A 16937-nucleotide genomic window follows, 5' to 3' on the forward strand; every position below is an offset into this window, starting at 1 on the left:
ATGCAAAAACCATATAAAAAAGCACCTCTCGAATAAATTCGAGAAGTGCTGTAAACGTATTTTCAGTTGAACACAAATTGCTGACGCAATTTGCGAACTCCATCTGTAAGCGAATAAATTCGCAACAGCTGCAGCTTAACGTTTTGAGAACTGTGGTGAACGACGAGCGCCTTTAAGACCCGGTTTTTTACGTTCTTTCATACGTGGGTCACGTGTTAACATGCCTGCACGTTTTAATGAACCACGGTACTCAGGGTCCGCTTCTAATAATGCACGAGAAATACCATGACGGATTGCTTGTGCTTGTCCAGTTAAACCGCCACCTTTAACGTTTACTAAAACATCATAGTTGCCTTTAGTTTCAGTAATATCAAATGGTTGGTTTAAATCTAAGATTAATGATTCGAATGGTAAGTAGTCACGTACGTCACGGTTGTTGATTGTGATGTTTCCTTCACCAGGAATTAAACGAACACGTGCTACTGAATGTTTACGACGGCCTGTGCCTTTATATTCAACTTGTGCCAATGTATTGTCCTCCTCTTAATTAACCACGTAACTCGTAGTTTTCAGGTTGTTGTGCTGTATGTGGATGCTCAGCTCCAGCATAAACGTGTAACTTTTTGAACATTTTGTCGCCTAAAGAACCTTTAGGTAACATACCTTTAATTGATGTTTCCATTAAACGTACTGGGTTTTTCTCACGTAATTCACCAGCAGATACTGATTTTAATCCACCTGGGTGATTTGAGTGACGGTGATACATTTTGTCTTCTGCTTTGTTACCTGATAAATAGATTTTTTCAGCGTTAATTAAGATAACGTGATCTCCACAATCTACGTGTGGTGTGAATGTTGGTTTATGTTTACCGCGTAAGATTGATGCAACTTCTGATGAAAGGCGACCCATAGTCTCTCCTTCAGCATCAATTACGTACCACTTGCGCTCAATGTTTGCTTCGTTTGCCATAAATGTTTGACGCATTATATTTTTCCTCCTAAAATAAAAAAATTCCCTCTAAATCCTGCTTATATATCTGTAACACAATAAGTTTCCGGGGCTTATTGTAGTGGTTGATATTAAACAATACCGTTGTCTATCTTATAACATTTCGAGGGTGTTTGTCAATCGTATTGCCAAATTCTTTTTGTTTATTTTTCATTCATATCCGTTATAAAGTATTTGGTTCTAATGGTTTTATCTTACATCGCGCTGCTTTTAAAGTAATTTCTGTTCCTTCAGGAATATCTTTCGCTAATTCTTCTGGTGTTAAATAGATTTTTTCTAAGTATAATCCTTCAGCAGGTGCAGTCTTTCCTGCTTTTCGTCTGTCACTAGCAGCAATTATGTCAGGTATTTCTGAGCCTTGTCGTTTCCCAAGTCCAACGTCCATTAAGAAATGAACCATGATGCGCACCATGTTATAAAGGAAGCCACTGCCTATTACAAAAAAATCATAACCTGTTTCAGTTTCTGTTACTTCAAATTTATATATCGTACGTTCTTTATTTTCAATTTCAGTCTTTGCAGAACAAAATGAAGTGAAGTCATGCGTACCTATAAAGTGCTGTGCTGCTTCATTCATCTTCGTAACATTAAGTTGCACTGCAATATATGCTTCTATTCCATTTTTCATAACGTCTCTATGTGAAGCTCTATAGACCTTATATCTGTATGCTTTACCTACACAATTATATCGCGAATGATATTCGTTATGTATCTTTCTTACTTCATGGACGTAGATATCGTCAGGTAGTGCTGAATTAAAAGCATGTTGCCATTTGTTTGTTGGTAACATAAGTGCCGTATCAAAGTGAACATACTGCATTAATGCATGTACACCTTTGTCTGTTCTAGATGACGGATGAATCCGCACAAATTGTTTGTGCATTCTTTTTAAAATTCGTTCTAGCTCATATTGTACTGTACGACCTTCATTTTGAATTTGAAATCCTTGAAAGCCTGCACCGTTATATGAAATTTGTAACATTATGCGTTCCATTTAAAAATAACTCCTTAGTATAAATATTATCATCCCAATGGGAATGAGTGTGAGTAATATTAATGTATCTTTCGTTTGCCATTCTAACTTTCTATATTTCGTACGACCTACGTCCCCTCTATAGCCTCTCACTTCCATAGCTACTGCCAAATCATCTGCTCGTTTGAATGCGGATACAAATAGTGGTATGAGTAATGGTCCAATTGCCTTAACTCTTTCAAGTGCATTACCACTTGACATGTCGCTTCCACGTGAAATCTGTGCCTTCATGACTTTTTGCGTTTCATCCATTAGTGTTGGTATAAACCTTAGTGCTATTGACATCATTAGTGCTAATTCATGGACAGGTAATTTTATTTTCTTGAATGGCTTTAACATTGTTTCGATCGCATCAGTTAATGTGATAGGACTCGTTGTCAGTGTCATTATTGTAGAAAGAAAGATAATAATGATAAAGCGAAATGAAATCATAATTCCCATCAGTATTCCACCCATTTGAATGTTAATAATACCCCATTCAAACAATGTCTTACCACCCTTTGTCAAAAATACATGCATTAGAAAGGTGAAGATAATTAAAAATAAAATCGGCTTGATACCGTTAAATACAAACATAAAATTTAAATTTGATAGTTTAATAATAATAAATACGAGTAAGAATCCAAACAGATAGCCGTACCAATTATCGATCAAGAACACAAGAATAGTCATAATAAATACAAATAATAATTTCGTTCTCGGATCGAGTGAATGCACAAATGATTCAATCGGTACATATCTACCAAGTATCATTTTATCAAGCATGGCCAGTCCTCCATTCTTGATACATTAAATTGAATTGGTCTATTGTCAAAGCTACTTGTGGTAACTTAGTATTATATTTTTGTTCAAATTGACGTTGCAATTGTGTGATTTCTGGGGGCTGAATATCATAGTGTGATAAATCTTTGCTGAATATTTCCTGTGGTGTACCTTGATCTACAATATGCCCTTGATGCATTACATACATATAATCTGCACGTGCTGCTTGGTCCATTTGATGGGTCACTAAGACAACTGTAATACCTAAATCTTTTTGCAACTTATGAAAAAGTGACATAATCTCTTGTTGACCTCGAGGGTCCAGTCCAGCTGTTGGTTCATCAAGCACTAATACATCAGGTTTCATCGCAAGCACACCCATTATTGCCACACGTCTCATTTGACCTCCAGATAACTCAAACGGGCTTTTATTAAGCATAGACTCATCCATACCAAATTGTTTAAACAACTCTCTTGCACGTCGCTCAGCGTCTTCTTTCGATACACCATAGTTCAAAGGACCAAACATAATATCTTTAATAACTGTTTCCTCAAACAATTGTTGTTCAGCAAATTGAAAGACCATTCCCACCTTTTTACGAATTGGTTTGAGATGTTTATTTTTTGTTGTATTGTTAATTACTTGACCATTGATATCGATATAACCTTCTGTTGGTTTAATCAATGCGTTTAAATGTTGAATCACTGTTGACTTACCTGAACCCGTATGACCGATAATTGTATAAAATCGATTCTCTTCTATTGTCATATTGATATCTGTTAATGCACGCACTTCAAAAGGGGTTCCTTTAGAATAATGAAAGCCAACTTGGTTTAATTGTATTTTCATAGTTTCTTCAGCAACTCCTCTGTCGTTATATACTCAGCATGATTAAATAATGCTTGATTTACTTTCATTTCAAACGGTAAGTCAAGTCCCATTGCGATAAGTTGATCAGCTCTTTTGTAAATCGCTCGAGGCGTATCCGACAATACAAGTTCTCCTTTATTCATCACAAATATGCGGTCACTTTCTAATGTTTCTTCTAAATGATGCGTAATATGAATGATCGTAAGGTGATGTATGTATTGTAATTTCTTAATGATTCTTAAGATTTCATTACGTCCCTCAGGGTCTAACATAGATGTTGCTTCATCTAAAATAATAATCTTGGGTTGTAGTGCAAGTACACTAGCAATCGCTACACGTTGTTTCTGACCCCCGGATAAATGATGTGGCTCGTGACGCTTCATGTGAGACATCTCAACCGCATGAAGCGCATCATCTACACGTTTGTGCATCTCATCATAAGGTACTCCATGATTCTCTAAACCAAACGCAATATCATCTTCAACCGTCGCCCCAACAAATTGATTGTCTGGATTCTGAAATACAATCCCTATTCTTTTATGTATGGACTGGATAGTCTCTTCAGTAAGCGGAATATTATCTATTATAATATCTCCACTATCAATAGGCTCAATCGCACAAATAAGCTTTAGTAACGTTGATTTGCCTGAACCATTGTGCCCAACGATAGAAATCCATTCACCCTTATTAATTATAAATGATAAATTACGGATTGCAGGAACACTCTGTCCATCATATGTAAATGTTAGGTTGCTAACTTGAATGATCCCATCCATACAATCACCTTTCGTTTAATTGTGTATTTGGTATTTACAGTCCACCACGACCCTATTGTTATATCATTTTATCCTCTGTTAATTACTTATACCATAAATCATTAACACAAAACAAAATGTCTGTATACAAATAAAAAACCCGGTATACCGGATTTAATAATGAAAAAAGCGCGCACTCCGCCTAGAGGTCACGCAAAACGTATTCTTTTATGGCGAAGTACTCTGAGCTAGACAATATCTGTGTGTGGCAAACATTATCGTTGCACTCATTTGCTTATGTGTGTATGTGTAAGATAAGTGATCCCTAAATCCATGATGATTATTATTATACTAATTCGATGATAACCATTTCTGAACCGTCTCCACGACGAGGTCCAACTTTCATAATTCTAGTATATCCACCTTGACGCTCTGTGTAACGAGGAGCAATGTCAGAGAATAATTTTTGAATTGCGAATTGTGTAGTTTCATCTTCGTTTAAGATTTCAACGCGACGTAATACTTCAGCTGCTTGACGGCGAGCATGTAAGTCTCCACGTTTACCTAAAGTAATTAATTTTTCTACGATTTTACGTAATTCTTTTGCGCGTGCTTCAGTCGTTTCGATACGCTCGTTAACGATTAAAGAAGTTGCTAAATCACGTAACATAGCTTTACGTTGATCTGATGTACGTCCTAATTTTCTGTAACCCATGAATCGTAACCTCCTTTAACTAGTCTTCTTTTCTTAATCCAAGACCTAAGTCTTCTAATTTAAATTTAACTTCTTCTAAAGACTTGCGTCCTAAGTTACGAACTTTCATCATATCAGCTTCTGATTTGTCGGCTAATTCTTGAACAGAATTAATGCCCGCACGTTTCAGACAGTTATAAGAACGAACTGATAAATCAAGTTCTTCAATCGACATTTCAAGTACTTTTTCTTTGTGATCTTCTTCTTTTTCAATCATGATTTCAGCATTTTGTGCTTCATCAGTTAAGTCAACGAAGATATTTAAGTGTTCTGTCATAATCTTAGCACCTAAAGAAATTGCTTCTTGTGGTGTTAATGATCCGTCAGTCCAAACATCTAAAGTTAATTTGTCAAAGTTAGTACTTTGACCAACACGCGTATTTTCTACAGTGTAGTTTACGCGCTCAACTGGTGTGTAGATTGAATCAATTGGAATGACACCAATTGGTAAGTCACTTGTGTTATTATCTTCAGCTAAAGTGTAACCGCGACCTGCATTTGCAACCAAACGCAATTTTAAGTGTCCACCTTTAGATACTGTTGCAATTTTTAAATCTGGATTTAAAATTTCAACATCACTGTCATGCATAATATCTTTCGCAGTAACAACACCTTCATCTTTAACGTCAATTTCAAGCGTTTTATCTTCATCTGAATAGATTTTAAGCGCTAATTTCTTGATGTTCATGATAATTGTTGTAACATCTTCCACTACATTCTCAACAGCTGAGAACTCATGTAAGACACCTTCGATTTCAATATTCTTAACAGCCGCACCTGGTAATGAAGATAATAGGATACGACGTAAGGAGTTTCCTAATGTTGTACCATAACCACGTTCTAACGGTTCAACTACGAATTTACCGAATTTAGAATCTTCACTAATTTCAACTGTCTCAATTCTAGGCTTTTCGATTTCAATCATGTAATAATCCTCCTTCAACAACGTCGAATAATTTTATTTTAGTTCCATATACTATTATAAGTGTCTTTGATACTAATTGAAAATTATACGCGACGACGTTTCGGTGGACGACAACCGTTATGTGGTACTGGTGTAACGTCTTTGATCGCTGTAATTTCTAAACCAGCTGATTGTAACGCACGAATTGCTGCTTCACGACCTTGACCAGGTCCTTTAACAGTAACTTCTACAGTTTTTAAACCATGTTCCATAGCTGCCTTAGATGCAGTTTCTGATGCCATTTGAGCTGCGAATGGTGTAGATTTACGAGAACCTCTGAAACCTAATGCACCAGCAGATGACCATGATAAAGCATTACCGAATTCATCAGTAATAGTTACGATTGTATTGTTGAATGTTGAACGGATATGTGCTACACCGTTTTCAATATTCTTTTTAACTCTACGCTTACGTGATACTTGTTTACGTGCCATTTAGCTCACTCCTTTACTTATTATTTCTTCTTGTTAGCAACGGTCTTAACTGGACCTTTACGAGTACGTGCATTGTTTTTTGTATTTTGTCCACGAGTTGGTAAACCACGACGGTGACGAATACCTCTGTATGAAGCGATTTCCATTAAACGTTTGATGTTTAAGTTGATTTCACGACGTAAGTCACCCTCAACTTTATATCCATCTACTTGTTCACGGATTCTGTTTAATTCATCTTCTGTTAAGTCGCGCACACGAGTACTCTCGTTAACATTAGCAGCTGCTAATATTTTTTGTGCTGAAGTTTTACCAATACCATATACGTAAGTTAATGCGATAACTACGCGTTTCTCACGTGGTACGTCTACACCTGCGATACGTGCCATTTATGTTGCACCTCCATTTTCTTATCCTTGTTTTTGTTTGTGTTTTGGATTTTCACAAATTACCATTACTTTACCTTTTCTGCGAATAACTTTACATTTTTCACAAATGGGTTTTACTGATGGTCTAACTTTCATGTTTCATACCTCCTAATTTAATATTGGAGTTCTAATTATTTATAACGATACGTGATGCGTCCACGTGTTAAGTCATATGGACTCATTTCAACTGTTACTTTGTCGCCAGGTAGAATACGGATGTAGTTCATACGAATTTTACCGCTAACATGCGCTAAGATTTCATGACCATTTTCTAATTCTACTTTAAACATTGCATTAGGTAAAGTATCTAATACAGTACCTTCTAATTCAATTACATCTTGTTTAGCCATTTTCAAATTCCCCCTTTTTATCAAGATTCCGAAATTCGAGCGGTATATTTTTGCAAAACGTAACGTAATTTAGCGTCTGTTACAAAACCTGTTTCAGAAATACTCGATTTAATTTCAGGTGAGTGTACATCACTTAGTATTAAATGCGACAGGCTCTTTTTCTTAGGATATTTCATTGTCCGTTTATCTCCGTCTGCAACAAGTACAAATCGATGATCGATAATAGCAATAATGACTCCAGGTAACCCTTTATCTTTGCCACGATTACTCGTGACAATTTGACCAATACAAACTTGATTCAACTGATCACATCCACTTAAGCAACCCACCAAGAGGTGAATCTCGGTAAACGATTAAAGCTGATTTAATACTTTCTCAACTTCAGTTGTAACATCCTTAATATCTTTCGAACCATCAACATTGAAAAGCACGTCTTGCTTCGTATAGAAATCAAGTAACGGTTTTGTTTGTTTAATGTTTACGTCTAAACGTGTACGAACTGTTTCAGGATTATCATCTGCACGTTGATATAATTTTCCACCATCAATATCACAAATACCTTCTACTTTAGGTGGATTGAACACTAAATGATAAGTAGTTCCACAAGTTTCACAAATACGACGACCCGTTAAACGGTTCATCAATTCCTCTTCTTGAACATCGATGTTAATTACGCCTTCAATCTTACGATCTACAGCTGCTAACATTTCGTTCAAAGCTTCAGCTTGTTCCACTGTTCTAGGAAAACCATCAAGTAAGAATCCTTTTTTAGCATCTTCTTCTAACAATCTTTCACGAACGATACCAATTGTTACTTCATCTGGAACAAGTTCGCCGTTATCCATAAATGACTTTGCTTTTTGTCCAAGCTCAGTATTATTTTTGATAGCTGCACGGAACATATCTCCAGTAGAAATATGAGGAATTGGGTATTTCTTAATAATTTCACTCGCTTGAGTTCCTTTACCTGCTCCAGGTAAGCCCATTAAAATGATATTCATAAAATGCCCTCCAGACATTAACGTCTTTTAAAACCTTTATATTCACGTTGTCCAAGTTGTGCCTTTAACTGTGCGATAGTCTCTAATGCTACCCCGATAACGATCAATAAACTAGTTCCACCAATTCTTAATGACTGTGGTAAGTTTAAAAAATCAGAAACGATTAATGGTAACACTGCGATACCTGCTAAGAATAAAGAACCAACAAATGTTAAACGATAAAGTACTTTTGTAATATAGTTTTGAGTATTTTTACCAGGACGAATACCTGGTACATAACTACCCTGTTTTCTTAAATTGTCAGCCATTTGTTCAGGATTAACTTGAACAAATGCATAAAAGTAAGCAAATGCAATAATTAAAATTACATATACAATCATACCAATCGGCTGAGCCGGATCAGAATGTGCTGCTAAAGTTTTTGCCCAATCCGCTTTTGGGAAGAGTAATTGTAACGTCTTCGGAAGCATGAAAAACGCCATTGCAAAGATAACTGGAATAACCCCCGCAGCATTTACCTTTAAAGGTAAAAATGTTGCTTGTGGTGCTAAACGATTACCTGTAGTACGTTTTGCATATTGAATTGGAATTTTACGTACAGCTTGTAGTACGAATACCGCAAAAGCTGTAAGTAACACCATACCTACAAATATTCCGATTGCCTCTAAAATTGCCATTGTTGAATCATTCGCACCAACAAAAGATTGTTGATAGAACTGAATTAACGCTGACGGAATAGAAGAAAGAATCCCACCGAAGATGATAATGGAAATACCATTACCAACACCGTGTTGTGTAATCTGCTCACCTAACCACATTAAAAATGCAGTACCAGCAGTTAACACGACTGCGATAAGTAAGAAGTTCCAAACGCTAGTATTTGTGATCAATTGACCACCTAACATATTATTGAAACTGTAACTCATCCCAAATCCTTGAATGAATGCTAATACAATTGTAAAGTATCTTGTAAATTGCGTAAGCTTTTTACGACCAACTTCACCTTGTTTAGCCCACTCAGTAAACTTCGGTACAACATCCATCTGAAGTAATTGAACTACGATTGAAGCTGTAATGTATGGCATAATCCCCATTGCAAGAATAGAGAAGTTTTGAAGTGCGCCCCCACCAAATGTATTCATCAAATCAGTAATGCCTTTATTGGCCTGACTTTCGAAAGCTGTTGGGTTAACACCTGGAACCGGAATGTACGTTCCGATTTTAAAGATAATTAACATTGCGAGTGTAAAGATGATTTTGCTACGTATTTCTTTTACTTTAAAGAAACTAATAAGCGTATCAAACATTAGATCACCTCAGTTGTTCCGCCCTTACCTTCAATTGCTTCTTTAGCTGAAGCTGAAAATTTATGAGCTTTTACTGTTAACTTTGCTGTTAATTCACCATTACCAAGAATTTTAATACCTGATTTTTCGTTAGATACAACACCTGTTTCAATTAATAAAGCTGGCGTTACTTCTGTACCTTCTTCAAAACGATTTAATTGATCTAAGTTAACAATAGCGTAGTCTTTGCGGTTGATATTAGTAAATCCACGTTTTGGTAAACGACGGAATAAAGGTAATTGTCCACCTTCAAAGCCTAAACGTACTCCACCACCTGAACGCGCTTTTTGACCTTTATGTCCACGTCCACTTGTTTTACCATTACCTGAAGCCATACCGCGACCAACACGGTTGCGTTCTTTACGAGCACCTTCAACTGGTTTCATTTCATGTAATTTCATTTCGGCACCTCCTTATTCTTAAAATATTATGCTTCTGTTACAGTCACTAAGTGACTTACTTTGTTAATTTGCCCACGAATCGCAGGGTTGTCATCAACTTCAACTGTTTGATGCATTTTGTTAAGCCCTAAAGCTTTAACAGTTTTACGTTGTGTTTCAGGACGACCGATAATACTACGAGTGAGGGTAATTTTAATTTTAGCCATTGTTTATGCCCTCCTTAATTGTATAATTCTTCGACTGATTTACCACGTAATTTAGCTACATCTTCAGCAACTTTAAGTTCTTTTAAACCTTGAACAGTAGCGCGAACCATGTTAATAGGTGTATTTGAACCTAATGATTTACTTAAGATATCAGTAATACCAGCTAATTCTAACACGGCACGTACTGGACCACCAGCGATAACTCCTGTACCAGGTGCTGCAGGTTTAATTAATACACTTCCTGCTCCAAATCTACCTGTAACTTCGTGAGGTGTAGTACCTTTAACACGAGGAACAGTGATTAAGTTTTTCTTAGCATCTTCGATTGCTTTTTTAATCGCTTCTGGCACTTCTTGTGCTTTACCAGTACCAAAACCAACGCGACCATTTTTGTCTCCAACAACTACTAAAGCAGTGAAACGCATACGACGTCCACCCTTAACAACTTTAGATACACGGTTGATGGTAACTACGCGTTCTTCAAATTCTTTAACTTCTTTTTCACGACGCATTAAGAGTTCCTCCTTTTATTAAAATTCTAAACCGTTTTCGCGTGCTGCATCAGCTAATGCTTTTACACGTCCGTGGAATAAATATCCTCCGCGGTCGAATACAACTGCTTTAACGCCTTTTTCTGTTGCTAATTTAGCAACTGTTTCACCGACTTTAGCTGCTGCTTCAACATTTGAAGTAGCTTCTAAACCTAATCCTTTATCTTGTGTTGATGCTTGAGCTAAAGTTACACCTTTAACGTCATCAATCACTTGTGCGTAAATATGTTTGTTTGAACGATATACGTTTAAACGAGGACGCTCAGTTGTACCAGCTAATCTGCTACGTACACGAGCATGTCTTTTCATACGCACTTTGTTCTTATCGATTTTAGTGATCATGAATATTCTCCTTTCTTATTTTAGAGATTACTTACCAGTTTTACCTTCTTTACGACGAACATATTCGCCTTCGTAACGTACACCTTTACCTTTGTAAGGCTCTGGAGGACGAGTAGCACGGATATTTGAAGCAATCGCTCCAACACGTTCTTTATTAATACCTTCAACTTTTACTTTCGTATTTTTATCAACTGATAAAGTAATACCTTCTTCAGCTACGATTTCAATTGGGTGAGAGTATCCAACGTTTAAGATTAAGTTTTTACCTTGCATTTGAGCACGGTAACCAACCCCGATTAATTCTAAGTTCTTTTCGAATCCTTTTGAAACACCTTCAACCATGTTAGCGATTAAAGCACGAGTTGTTCCGTGGATTGTTTTATGAGCTTTAGAATCAGATGGACGAACTACTTCTAAAGTATTGTCTTCTAATTTATATGTCATTTCTTCGTTAAATGTATTAGTTAATTCACCTTTAGGTCCTTTAACTGTTACAGTGTTACCGTCGATTTTGATTTCAACCCCAGTTGGGATTTCAATAACCTTCTTACCAACACGACTCATAAGTCGGCACCTCCTTCTTTAATAATTCTTACCAGATGTAAGCTAATACTTCTCCACCAATGTTACGTTGACGCGCTTCTTTATCAGTTAATACACCTTCAGAAGTTGACACTAATGCGATACCTAAGCCATTTAATACTTTTGGTAATTCATCAGCTTTTGCGTAAACACGTAAACCAGGTTTAGAGATACGTTTTAAACCAGTGATAACACGTTCGTTATTTGAACCGTATTTTAAGAACATACGAATAACACCTTGTTTATCATCTTCAATATATTCAACACTTTTAACGAATCCTTCACGTTTAAGGATTTCAGCGATTTCTTTTTTGATGTTTGATGCAGGCAATTCTAATTTCTCGTGACGTACCATGTTTGCGTTACGTACGCGAGTTAGCATATCTGCGATTGGATCTGACATAGTCATTTAAAATATCCTCCTTTCAGGTTTAAATTTTACCAGCTTGCTTTTTTAACGCCAGGAATCTGACCTTTATAAGCTAATTCACGGAAACAAATACGGCAAAGTTTAAATTTGCGTAAAACTGAATGTGGACGTCCGCAACGTTCACAACGAGTGTATTCTTGTACTTTAAATTTTTGTTTACGCTGTTGTTTAGCGATCATTGATTTTTTAGCCACTAAATTTAGCCTCCTTTTATATTAGAGATTACTTTTGAAATGGCATACCGAATTGTGTTAACAATTCACGAGCTTCCTCGTCAGTGTTAGCAGTAGTTACGATAACGATATCCATTCCGCGTGTTTTACTTACTTTATCATAATCGATTTCAGGGAAAATTAATTGTTCTTTAACGCCAAGTGTGTAGTTACCACGGCCATCAAACGCTTTGTTTGAAATACCACGGAAGTCACGTACACGAGGTAATGAAACGTTTACTAATTTATCAAAGAATTCGTACATTCTTTCTCCACGTAAAGTAACTTTTGCCCCGATAGGCATACCTTCACGTAAACGGAATGTCGCGATTGATTTTTTAGCTTTAGTAACCATTGGCTTTTGACCAGTGATTGCTTGTAATTCTTCAACTGCAGAGTCTAAGACTTTAGAGTTTTGAACTGCGTCACCGATACCCATGTTTACTACGATTTTTTCGATTTTTGGTACTTCCATCACTGATGCGTAATTAAACTTTTTCATCATTTCAGGTGAAATTTCTTTAATGAATTTTTCTTTTAAACGTGTCTGTGTCAATGTGAGAACCTCCTTCCAGATAATTATTTAATGATTTCTCCAGATTTCTTAGCTACACGTACTTTCTTGCCATCTTCTATTTTCGTACCAACACGAGTTGGTTTGTTTGTTTTTGGGTCAATTAACATAACATTTGAAACGTGAATTGCAGCTTCAAATTCAACGATGCCGCCTTCAGGATTCATTTGAGTAGGTTTTTGGTGTTTTTTCGCAATGTTTACACCTTCAACAACTACGCGATCTTTTTTAGGAAGAGCTTCAATTACTGTTCCTGTTTTACCTTTATCTTTACCTGTGATAACGATAACTTTGTCGCCTTTTTTAATATGCATGTCGTAGACACCTCCTCTTGATTTTGTGTTTTATTATAATACTTCAGGTGCTAATGAAACGATTTTCATGAAGTTGCCCTCACGTAATTCACGTGCAACAGGTCCAAAGATACGTGTTCCACGAGGTCCTTTGTCATCACGGATGATAACACAAGCGTTTTCGTCAAATTTGATGTATGAACCATCGTTACGACGTACACCAGATTTAGTACGAACGATAACAGCTTTAACAACGTCACCTTTTTTAACAACGCCACCTGGTGTAGCATTTTTAACTGTACATACGATTACGTCACCGATGTTAGCTGTTTTACGACCAGATCCGCCTAATACTTTAATAGTTAATACTTCACGAGCACCAGAGTTATCTGCCACTTTTAAGCGTGATTCTTGTTGGATCATTCGAGTTACCTCCTTTATCTAATTTACTTATTAAATGATAATTGATTCTTCAACAACTTCTACTAAACGGAAGCGTTTTGTAGCTGATAAAGGACGTGTTTCCATAATTTTAACGATGTCGCCCATTTTCGCTGTGTTGTTTTCATCATGTGTTTTATATTTTTTAGAGTACTTTACACGTTTACCGTATAAAGAATGTGTTTTATAAGTTTCAACTACAACAGTAATTGTTTTATCCATTTTGTCAGATACAACTTTACCTGTGTAAACTTTACGGTCGTTTCTTTCGCTCACAAGAGTTCCCTCCTATTCCTTAAAAATTATTTTTGTTCAGTTTTTTGTTGCTCGATTTCTCTTTCACGTACAACAGTTTTCATACGCGCGATAGATTTTTTCACTTCGCGAATACGTGCTGTATTTTCAAGTTGACCTGTAGCTAACTGAAAGCGTAGGTTGAAAAGTTCCTCTTTAAGCGATTTTACTTTAGTTTCAATTTCTGAAGTGGTTAAATCTCTAATTTCCTTAGCTTTCATTTGTGTCACCACCCAATTCTTCACGTTTTACAAACTTAGTTTTCACTGGAAGTTTGTGAGATGCTAAACGTAATGCTTCACGAGCTGTTTCTTCAGGAACACCTGCGATTTCAAACATAATACGTCCAGGTTTTACTACTGCTACCCATCCTTCAACTGCACCTTTACCAGAACCCATACGTACTTCTAAAGGTTTTTTAGTATATGGTGTGTGAGGGAAGATTTTAATCCAAACTTTCCCGCCACGTTTCATGTAACGAGTCATTGCAATACGAGCTGATTCAATTTGACGAGAAGTAATCCAAGCTGCTGTAGTTGCTTGTAAACCGTACTCACCAAATGTTACTTCGTTTCCGCCTTTTGAACGACCAGTTGTTTTAGGTCTATGTTGACGACGGTATTTTACACGTTTAGGTAATAACATTATTATTTTCCTCCTTCACTAGATTTCTTTGTAGGAAGAACTTCACCACGATAGATCCATACTTTAACACCTAATTTACCGTAAGTAGTGTCTGCTTCTGCATGTGCATAATCGATGTCAGCACGTAATGTATGAAGTGGAACAGTTCCTTCTGAATATTGTTCAGCACGCGCGATATCTGCGCCACCTAAACGACCTGATACTTGAGTTTTGATCCCTTTAGCACCTAACTTCATTGCACGTTGAAGGGCTTGTTTTTGAGCACGACGGAATGATACACGGTTTTCTAATTGACGTGCGATGTTTTCCGCAACTAATGTAGCATCCATATCAACTTTCTTAATTTCAATAACGTTGATGTGTACGCGTTTACCAGTTAAGCTGTTTAATGCGTTACGTAATTTTTCAATTTCTGAACCGCCTTTACCGATAACCATACCAGGTTTACCAGTGTGGATTGCGATGTTAACACGGTTCGCTGCGCGTTCGATTTCTACACGAGAAACAGAAGCGTCTTTTAAGTTTTCTGCGATATATTTACGAACTTTTAAGTCTTCATGTAATAGAGTAGCGAAATCTTTTTCTGCATACCATTTCGCATCCCAGTCACGAATGATTCCGACACGAAGTCCGATAGGATTAATTTTTTGACCCACTGTATTCCCTCCTTAATGAGATAGTATTTATTTAGCTTCTTCTGTAGTTACTTCTTTGTTTGAAGTTTTCACTTCTTTATCGCCAACAACGATTGTGATGTGGCTTGTACGTTTATTAATCGCACTTGCACGACCTTGTGCACGTGGACGGAAACGTTTTAAAGTTGGTCCTTCATTTGCATATGCTTCTTTAACGATTAAAGTATCAACGTTCATATCATAGTTATGTTCTGCGTTAGCTAATGCTGACATTAATAACTTTTCAACTACTGGTGATGTTGCTTTATTTGTTAATTTTAAAATAGCGATAGCTTCTGCTACTTCTTTACCTCTGATAAGATCTAATACTAATCTCACTTTACGAGGTGCGATTCTGATTGTTCTTGCAACCGCTTTTGCTTCCATAGTTATTCCTCCTTATTTGAAATTAGCGTTTAGTTTTCTTGTCGTCTGCACCGTGACCTTTGTAAGTACGTGTTGGTGCGAATTCTCCTAATTTATGTCCAACCATATCCTCAGTTACATATACAGGTACGTGTTTACGTCCATCATATACTGCGATAGTGTGTCCGATAAAATTCGGGAAAATTGTAGAGCGACGTGACCAAGTTTTGATTACTGTTTTTTTGCCGCCTTCCTCTAATGCTTCAACTTTTTTCATTAAGTGATCATCGATGAAAGGTCCTTTTTTAAGACTACGAGCCATTGTGGCGCCTCCCTCATATCTTACCTGCCGTTAGCGGCCTAAGCCGCTAACATTAGTAAGTTAATATTATTTTTTACGTCCGCGAACGATAAATTTGTCAGAACGGTTTTTCTTCTTACGTGTTTTCTTACCAAGAGTTGGTTTACCCCATGGTGACATTGGAGATGGACGACCGATTGAAGTACGACCTTCACCACCACCGTGCGGGTGATCATTAGGGTTCATTACAGAACCACGAACTGTTGGACGGATACCTTTCCATCTAGAACGTCCCGCTTTACCGATATTGATTAATTCATGTTGCTCGTTACCTACTTGACCGATTGTTGCACGACAAGTTGATAAGATCATACGAACTTCACCAGATTTTAAACGAACTAATACGTATTTACCTTCTTTACCAAGTACCTGTGCTGAAGTTCCAGCCGAACGTACTAATTGGCCACCCTTACCAGGTTTTAATTCGATATTGTGAATTACTGTACCTACAGGAATGTTTGCTAATGGTAATGCGTTACCTACTTTAATATCAGCTTCAGGACCGTTAAATACTTGAGTACCAACTGTTAATCCTTTAGGAGCGATGATATATCGTTTTTCTCCATCTAAGTAATGTAATAAAGCGATATTAGCTGAACGGTTCGGATCATATTCAATCGTCGCCACTTTCGCTGGAATACCATCTTTGTTACGTTTGAAATCAATTACACGGTATTGACGTTTATGACCGCCACCTCTGTGACGTACTGTTAACTTACCTTGGTTATTACGACCCGCTTTTCTCGGAAGGGGCTCAAGTAATGACTTTTCAGGTGACGTTGACGTAATTTCAGCGAAATCTGAACCTGTCATATTACGACGACCGTTTGTTATTGGCTTATAATGTTTAATTGCCATTGT

The 16937-nt window shown here is 36.9% G+C and carries 32 protein-coding genes; all 32 read right to left on the reverse strand.

Annotated features, from left to right (window positions below):
- Positions 1-135 precede the first annotated feature (135 nt).
- Complete coding sequence (gene rpsI, locus ACMGE9_RS05125; RefSeq protein ID WP_096077475.1) at positions 136-528, reverse strand: 30S ribosomal protein S9; 393 nt, start codon at positions 526-528, stop codon at positions 136-138.
- Positions 529-547: 19 nt separating this feature from the next.
- Positions 548-985, reverse strand: coding sequence for a 50S ribosomal protein L13 (rplM, locus tag ACMGE9_RS05130; protein ID WP_414044180.1), 438 nt, complete (start codon positions 983-985; stop codon positions 548-550).
- Between the two features lie 187 nt (positions 986-1172).
- Entirely contained in the window at positions 1173-2003 is an 831-nt protein-coding gene (gene truA / locus ACMGE9_RS05135) for a tRNA pseudouridine(38-40) synthase TruA (RefSeq protein WP_414044181.1), read from the reverse strand.
- Positions 2004-2807 (reverse strand): energy-coupling factor transporter transmembrane component T family protein, encoded by an 804-nt coding sequence (locus tag ACMGE9_RS05140; RefSeq protein ID WP_414044182.1) that lies wholly within the window; start codon positions 2805-2807, stop codon positions 2004-2006.
- Positions 2800-3654, reverse strand: coding sequence for an energy-coupling factor transporter ATPase (locus ACMGE9_RS05145; protein WP_414044183.1), 855 nt, complete (start codon positions 3652-3654; stop codon positions 2800-2802). The genes ACMGE9_RS05140 and ACMGE9_RS05145 overlap by 8 nt, the downstream gene beginning before the upstream one ends.
- Complete coding sequence (locus ACMGE9_RS05150; RefSeq protein WP_414044184.1) at positions 3651-4451, reverse strand: energy-coupling factor transporter ATPase; 801 nt, start codon at positions 4449-4451, stop codon at positions 3651-3653. The genes ACMGE9_RS05145 and ACMGE9_RS05150 overlap by 4 nt, the downstream gene beginning before the upstream one ends.
- A 325-nt stretch (positions 4452-4776) precedes the next feature.
- Positions 4777-5145, reverse strand: a complete 369-nt coding sequence (rplQ, locus tag ACMGE9_RS05155) for a 50S ribosomal protein L17 (RefSeq protein WP_096077481.1) — start codon at positions 5143-5145, stop codon at positions 4777-4779.
- A 19-nt stretch (positions 5146-5164) separates the two neighbouring features.
- On the reverse strand, positions 5165-6109 hold the full coding sequence (locus tag ACMGE9_RS05160; RefSeq protein WP_414044185.1) for a DNA-directed RNA polymerase subunit alpha: 945 nt from the start codon (positions 6107-6109) through the stop codon (positions 5165-5167).
- A gap of 83 nt (positions 6110-6192) precedes the next feature.
- Positions 6193-6582 carry a 30S ribosomal protein S11 gene (gene rpsK, locus ACMGE9_RS05165; protein WP_012656128.1) on the reverse strand — a complete coding sequence of 130 codons (390 nt, stop codon included), beginning with the start codon at positions 6580-6582 and terminating at the stop codon, positions 6193-6195.
- 20 nt (positions 6583-6602) lie between these two features.
- Positions 6603-6968 (reverse strand): 30S ribosomal protein S13, encoded by a 366-nt coding sequence (gene rpsM, locus ACMGE9_RS05170; protein WP_414044186.1) that lies wholly within the window; start codon positions 6966-6968, stop codon positions 6603-6605.
- A 21-nt stretch (positions 6969-6989) separates the two neighbouring features.
- The gene (gene rpmJ / locus ACMGE9_RS05175; protein ID WP_003156543.1) at positions 6990-7103 is read right to left on the reverse strand and encodes a 50S ribosomal protein L36; all 114 of its coding nucleotides are present in this window, start codon (positions 7101-7103) and stop codon (positions 6990-6992) included.
- Positions 7104-7138: 35 nt separating this feature from the next.
- Positions 7139-7357, reverse strand: coding sequence for a translation initiation factor IF-1 (infA, locus tag ACMGE9_RS05180; protein ID WP_001118443.1), 219 nt, complete (start codon positions 7355-7357; stop codon positions 7139-7141).
- Between the two features lie 20 nt (positions 7358-7377).
- Positions 7378-7659, reverse strand: a complete 282-nt coding sequence (locus ACMGE9_RS05185) for a hypothetical protein (RefSeq protein WP_414044187.1) — start codon at positions 7657-7659, stop codon at positions 7378-7380.
- 51 nt (positions 7660-7710) lie between these two features.
- Entirely contained in the window at positions 7711-8358 is a 648-nt protein-coding gene (locus tag ACMGE9_RS05190; RefSeq protein WP_414044188.1) for an adenylate kinase, read from the reverse strand.
- A gap of 17 nt (positions 8359-8375) precedes the next feature.
- Positions 8376-9665 carry a preprotein translocase subunit SecY gene (secY, locus tag ACMGE9_RS05195; RefSeq protein ID WP_414044189.1) on the reverse strand — a complete coding sequence of 430 codons (1290 nt, stop codon included), beginning with the start codon at positions 9663-9665 and terminating at the stop codon, positions 8376-8378.
- Positions 9665-10105, reverse strand: a complete 441-nt coding sequence (gene rplO, locus ACMGE9_RS05200) for a 50S ribosomal protein L15 (protein WP_414044190.1) — start codon at positions 10103-10105, stop codon at positions 9665-9667. Before rplO ends, secY begins: the two co-directional genes overlap by 1 nt.
- Positions 10106-10131: 26 nt before the next feature.
- Positions 10132-10311: a 50S ribosomal protein L30 gene (gene rpmD, locus ACMGE9_RS05205; RefSeq protein WP_099578977.1), complete on the reverse strand. Its 180-nt coding sequence runs from the start codon at positions 10309-10311 to the stop codon at positions 10132-10134.
- A gap of 14 nt (positions 10312-10325) precedes the next feature.
- Positions 10326-10823, reverse strand: coding sequence for a 30S ribosomal protein S5 (gene rpsE, locus ACMGE9_RS05210; protein ID WP_099578979.1), 498 nt, complete (start codon positions 10821-10823; stop codon positions 10326-10328).
- A gap of 18 nt (positions 10824-10841) precedes the next feature.
- Complete coding sequence (gene rplR, locus ACMGE9_RS05215; protein ID WP_414044191.1) at positions 10842-11204, reverse strand: 50S ribosomal protein L18; 363 nt, start codon at positions 11202-11204, stop codon at positions 10842-10844.
- 27 nt (positions 11205-11231) lie between these two features.
- The gene (gene rplF / locus ACMGE9_RS05220) at positions 11232-11768 is read right to left on the reverse strand and encodes a 50S ribosomal protein L6 (RefSeq protein WP_414044192.1); all 537 of its coding nucleotides are present in this window, start codon (positions 11766-11768) and stop codon (positions 11232-11234) included.
- A 28-nt stretch (positions 11769-11796) separates the two neighbouring features.
- Positions 11797-12195 carry a 30S ribosomal protein S8 gene (rpsH, locus tag ACMGE9_RS05225; RefSeq protein ID WP_096077492.1) on the reverse strand — a complete coding sequence of 133 codons (399 nt, stop codon included), beginning with the start codon at positions 12193-12195 and terminating at the stop codon, positions 11797-11799.
- A 29-nt stretch (positions 12196-12224) separates the two neighbouring features.
- The gene (gene rpsN, locus ACMGE9_RS05230; RefSeq protein WP_036787751.1) at positions 12225-12410 is read right to left on the reverse strand and encodes a 30S ribosomal protein S14; all 186 of its coding nucleotides are present in this window, start codon (positions 12408-12410) and stop codon (positions 12225-12227) included.
- 28 nt (positions 12411-12438) lie between these two features.
- Positions 12439-12933, reverse strand: a complete 495-nt coding sequence (gene rplE, locus ACMGE9_RS05235; protein WP_414044445.1) for a 50S ribosomal protein L5 — start codon at positions 12931-12933, stop codon at positions 12439-12441.
- A gap of 74 nt (positions 12934-13007) precedes the next feature.
- The gene (gene rplX, locus ACMGE9_RS05240; RefSeq protein WP_099578983.1) at positions 13008-13316 is read right to left on the reverse strand and encodes a 50S ribosomal protein L24; all 309 of its coding nucleotides are present in this window, start codon (positions 13314-13316) and stop codon (positions 13008-13010) included.
- A 33-nt stretch (positions 13317-13349) separates the two neighbouring features.
- Positions 13350-13718 carry a 50S ribosomal protein L14 gene (gene rplN / locus ACMGE9_RS05245; protein ID WP_086041702.1) on the reverse strand — a complete coding sequence of 123 codons (369 nt, stop codon included), beginning with the start codon at positions 13716-13718 and terminating at the stop codon, positions 13350-13352.
- 30 nt (positions 13719-13748) lie between these two features.
- Positions 13749-14012 carry a 30S ribosomal protein S17 gene (gene rpsQ, locus ACMGE9_RS05250; RefSeq protein WP_414044193.1) on the reverse strand — a complete coding sequence of 88 codons (264 nt, stop codon included), beginning with the start codon at positions 14010-14012 and terminating at the stop codon, positions 13749-13751.
- A 26-nt stretch (positions 14013-14038) separates the two neighbouring features.
- Positions 14039-14251: a 50S ribosomal protein L29 gene (rpmC, locus tag ACMGE9_RS05255; protein ID WP_041635771.1), complete on the reverse strand. Its 213-nt coding sequence runs from the start codon at positions 14249-14251 to the stop codon at positions 14039-14041.
- Positions 14241-14675: a 50S ribosomal protein L16 gene (gene rplP, locus ACMGE9_RS05260; protein WP_133417842.1), complete on the reverse strand. Its 435-nt coding sequence runs from the start codon at positions 14673-14675 to the stop codon at positions 14241-14243. The genes rpmC and rplP overlap by 11 nt, the downstream gene beginning before the upstream one ends.
- 2 nt (positions 14676-14677) lie before the next feature.
- The gene (gene rpsC / locus ACMGE9_RS05265) at positions 14678-15331 is read right to left on the reverse strand and encodes a 30S ribosomal protein S3 (RefSeq protein WP_414044194.1); all 654 of its coding nucleotides are present in this window, start codon (positions 15329-15331) and stop codon (positions 14678-14680) included.
- Between the two features lie 27 nt (positions 15332-15358).
- Complete coding sequence (gene rplV, locus ACMGE9_RS05270) at positions 15359-15736, reverse strand: 50S ribosomal protein L22 (protein ID WP_414044195.1); 378 nt, start codon at positions 15734-15736, stop codon at positions 15359-15361.
- A gap of 22 nt (positions 15737-15758) precedes the next feature.
- Entirely contained in the window at positions 15759-16037 is a 279-nt protein-coding gene (gene rpsS / locus ACMGE9_RS05275; RefSeq protein WP_012656110.1) for a 30S ribosomal protein S19, read from the reverse strand.
- Positions 16038-16103: 66 nt separating this feature from the next.
- On the reverse strand, positions 16104-16934 hold the full coding sequence (gene rplB, locus ACMGE9_RS05280; protein WP_414044196.1) for a 50S ribosomal protein L2: 831 nt from the start codon (positions 16932-16934) through the stop codon (positions 16104-16106).
- Positions 16935-16937: the final 3 nt, after the last annotated feature.

The organism is Macrococcus animalis, from assembly GCF_047425875.1.
Lineage (GTDB): Bacteria > Bacillota > Bacilli > Staphylococcales > Staphylococcaceae > Macrococcoides > Macrococcoides animalis.

Excerpts from the sequence above, each read along its gene's own strand:
- rpsK (WP_012656128.1), bottom strand. The coding sequence starts at position 6,582 with ATGGCACGTAAACAAGTATCACGTAAGCGTAGAGTTAAAAAGAATATT.
- secY (WP_414044189.1), bottom strand. The coding sequence starts at position 9,665 with ATGTTTGATACGCTTATTAGTTTCTTTAAAGTAAAAGAAATACGTAGC.
- rpsE (WP_099578979.1), bottom strand. The coding sequence starts at position 10,823 with ATGCGTCGTGAAAAAGAAGTTAAAGAATTTGAAGAACGCGTAGTTACC.
- rplN (WP_086041702.1), bottom strand. The coding sequence starts at position 13,718 with ATGATCCAACAAGAATCACGCTTAAAAGTGGCAGATAACTCTGGTGCT.
- ACMGE9_RS05190 (WP_414044188.1), bottom strand. The coding sequence starts at position 8,358 with ATGAATATCATTTTAATGGGCTTACCTGGAGCAGGTAAAGGAACTCAA.
- rplP (WP_133417842.1), bottom strand. The coding sequence starts at position 14,675 with ATGTTATTACCTAAACGTGTAAAATACCGTCGTCAACATAGACCTAAA.
- rplV (WP_414044195.1), bottom strand. The coding sequence starts at position 15,736 with ATGGAAGCAAAAGCGGTTGCAAGAACAATCAGAATCGCACCTCGTAAA.
- rpmC (WP_041635771.1), bottom strand. The coding sequence starts at position 14,251 with ATGAAAGCTAAGGAAATTAGAGATTTAACCACTTCAGAAATTGAAACT.
- ACMGE9_RS05145 (WP_414044183.1), bottom strand. The coding sequence starts at position 3,654 with ATGAAAATACAATTAAACCAAGTTGGCTTTCATTATTCTAAAGGAACC.
- rplE (WP_414044445.1), bottom strand. The coding sequence starts at position 12,933 with ATGATGAAAAAGTTTAATTACGCATCAGTGATGGAAGTACCAAAAATC.
- ACMGE9_RS05140 (WP_414044182.1), bottom strand. The coding sequence starts at position 2,807 with ATGCTTGATAAAATGATACTTGGTAGATATGTACCGATTGAATCATTT.
- rpsH (WP_096077492.1), bottom strand. The coding sequence starts at position 12,195 with ATGACTATGTCAGATCCAATCGCAGATATGCTAACTCGCGTACGTAAC.
- rpsS (WP_012656110.1), bottom strand. The coding sequence starts at position 16,037 with ATGGCTCGTAGTCTTAAAAAAGGACCTTTCATCGATGATCACTTAATG.
- rplO (WP_414044190.1), bottom strand. The coding sequence starts at position 10,105 with ATGAAATTACATGAAATGAAACCAGTTGAAGGTGCTCGTAAAGAACGC.
- rplM (WP_414044180.1), bottom strand. The coding sequence starts at position 985 with ATGCGTCAAACATTTATGGCAAACGAAGCAAACATTGAGCGCAAGTGG.
- rpmJ (WP_003156543.1), bottom strand. The coding sequence starts at position 7,103 with ATGAAAGTTAGACCATCAGTAAAACCCATTTGTGAAAAATGTAAAGTT.
- truA (WP_414044181.1), bottom strand. The coding sequence starts at position 2,003 with ATGGAACGCATAATGTTACAAATTTCATATAACGGTGCAGGCTTTCAA.
- rpmD (WP_099578977.1), bottom strand. The coding sequence starts at position 10,311 with ATGGCTAAAATTAAAATTACCCTCACTCGTAGTATTATCGGTCGTCCT.
- rplB (WP_414044196.1), bottom strand. The coding sequence starts at position 16,934 with ATGGCAATTAAACATTATAAGCCAATAACAAACGGTCGTCGTAATATG.
- rplR (WP_414044191.1), bottom strand. The coding sequence starts at position 11,204 with ATGATCACTAAAATCGATAAGAACAAAGTGCGTATGAAAAGACATGCT.
- rpsM (WP_414044186.1), bottom strand. The coding sequence starts at position 6,968 with ATGGCACGTATCGCAGGTGTAGACGTACCACGTGAGAAACGCGTAGTT.
- rplQ (WP_096077481.1), bottom strand. The coding sequence starts at position 5,145 with ATGGGTTACAGAAAATTAGGACGTACATCAGATCAACGTAAAGCTATG.
- rplX (WP_099578983.1), bottom strand. The coding sequence starts at position 13,316 with ATGCATATTAAAAAAGGCGACAAAGTTATCGTTATCACAGGTAAAGAT.
- ACMGE9_RS05160 (WP_414044185.1), bottom strand. The coding sequence starts at position 6,109 with ATGATTGAAATCGAAAAGCCTAGAATTGAGACAGTTGAAATTAGTGAA.
- ACMGE9_RS05150 (WP_414044184.1), bottom strand. The coding sequence starts at position 4,451 with ATGGATGGGATCATTCAAGTTAGCAACCTAACATTTACATATGATGGA.
- infA (WP_001118443.1), bottom strand. The coding sequence starts at position 7,357 with ATGGCTAAACAAGATGTAATTGAATTAGAAGGTACTGTATTAGATACT.
- rplF (WP_414044192.1), bottom strand. The coding sequence starts at position 11,768 with ATGAGTCGTGTTGGTAAGAAGGTTATTGAAATCCCAACTGGGGTTGAA.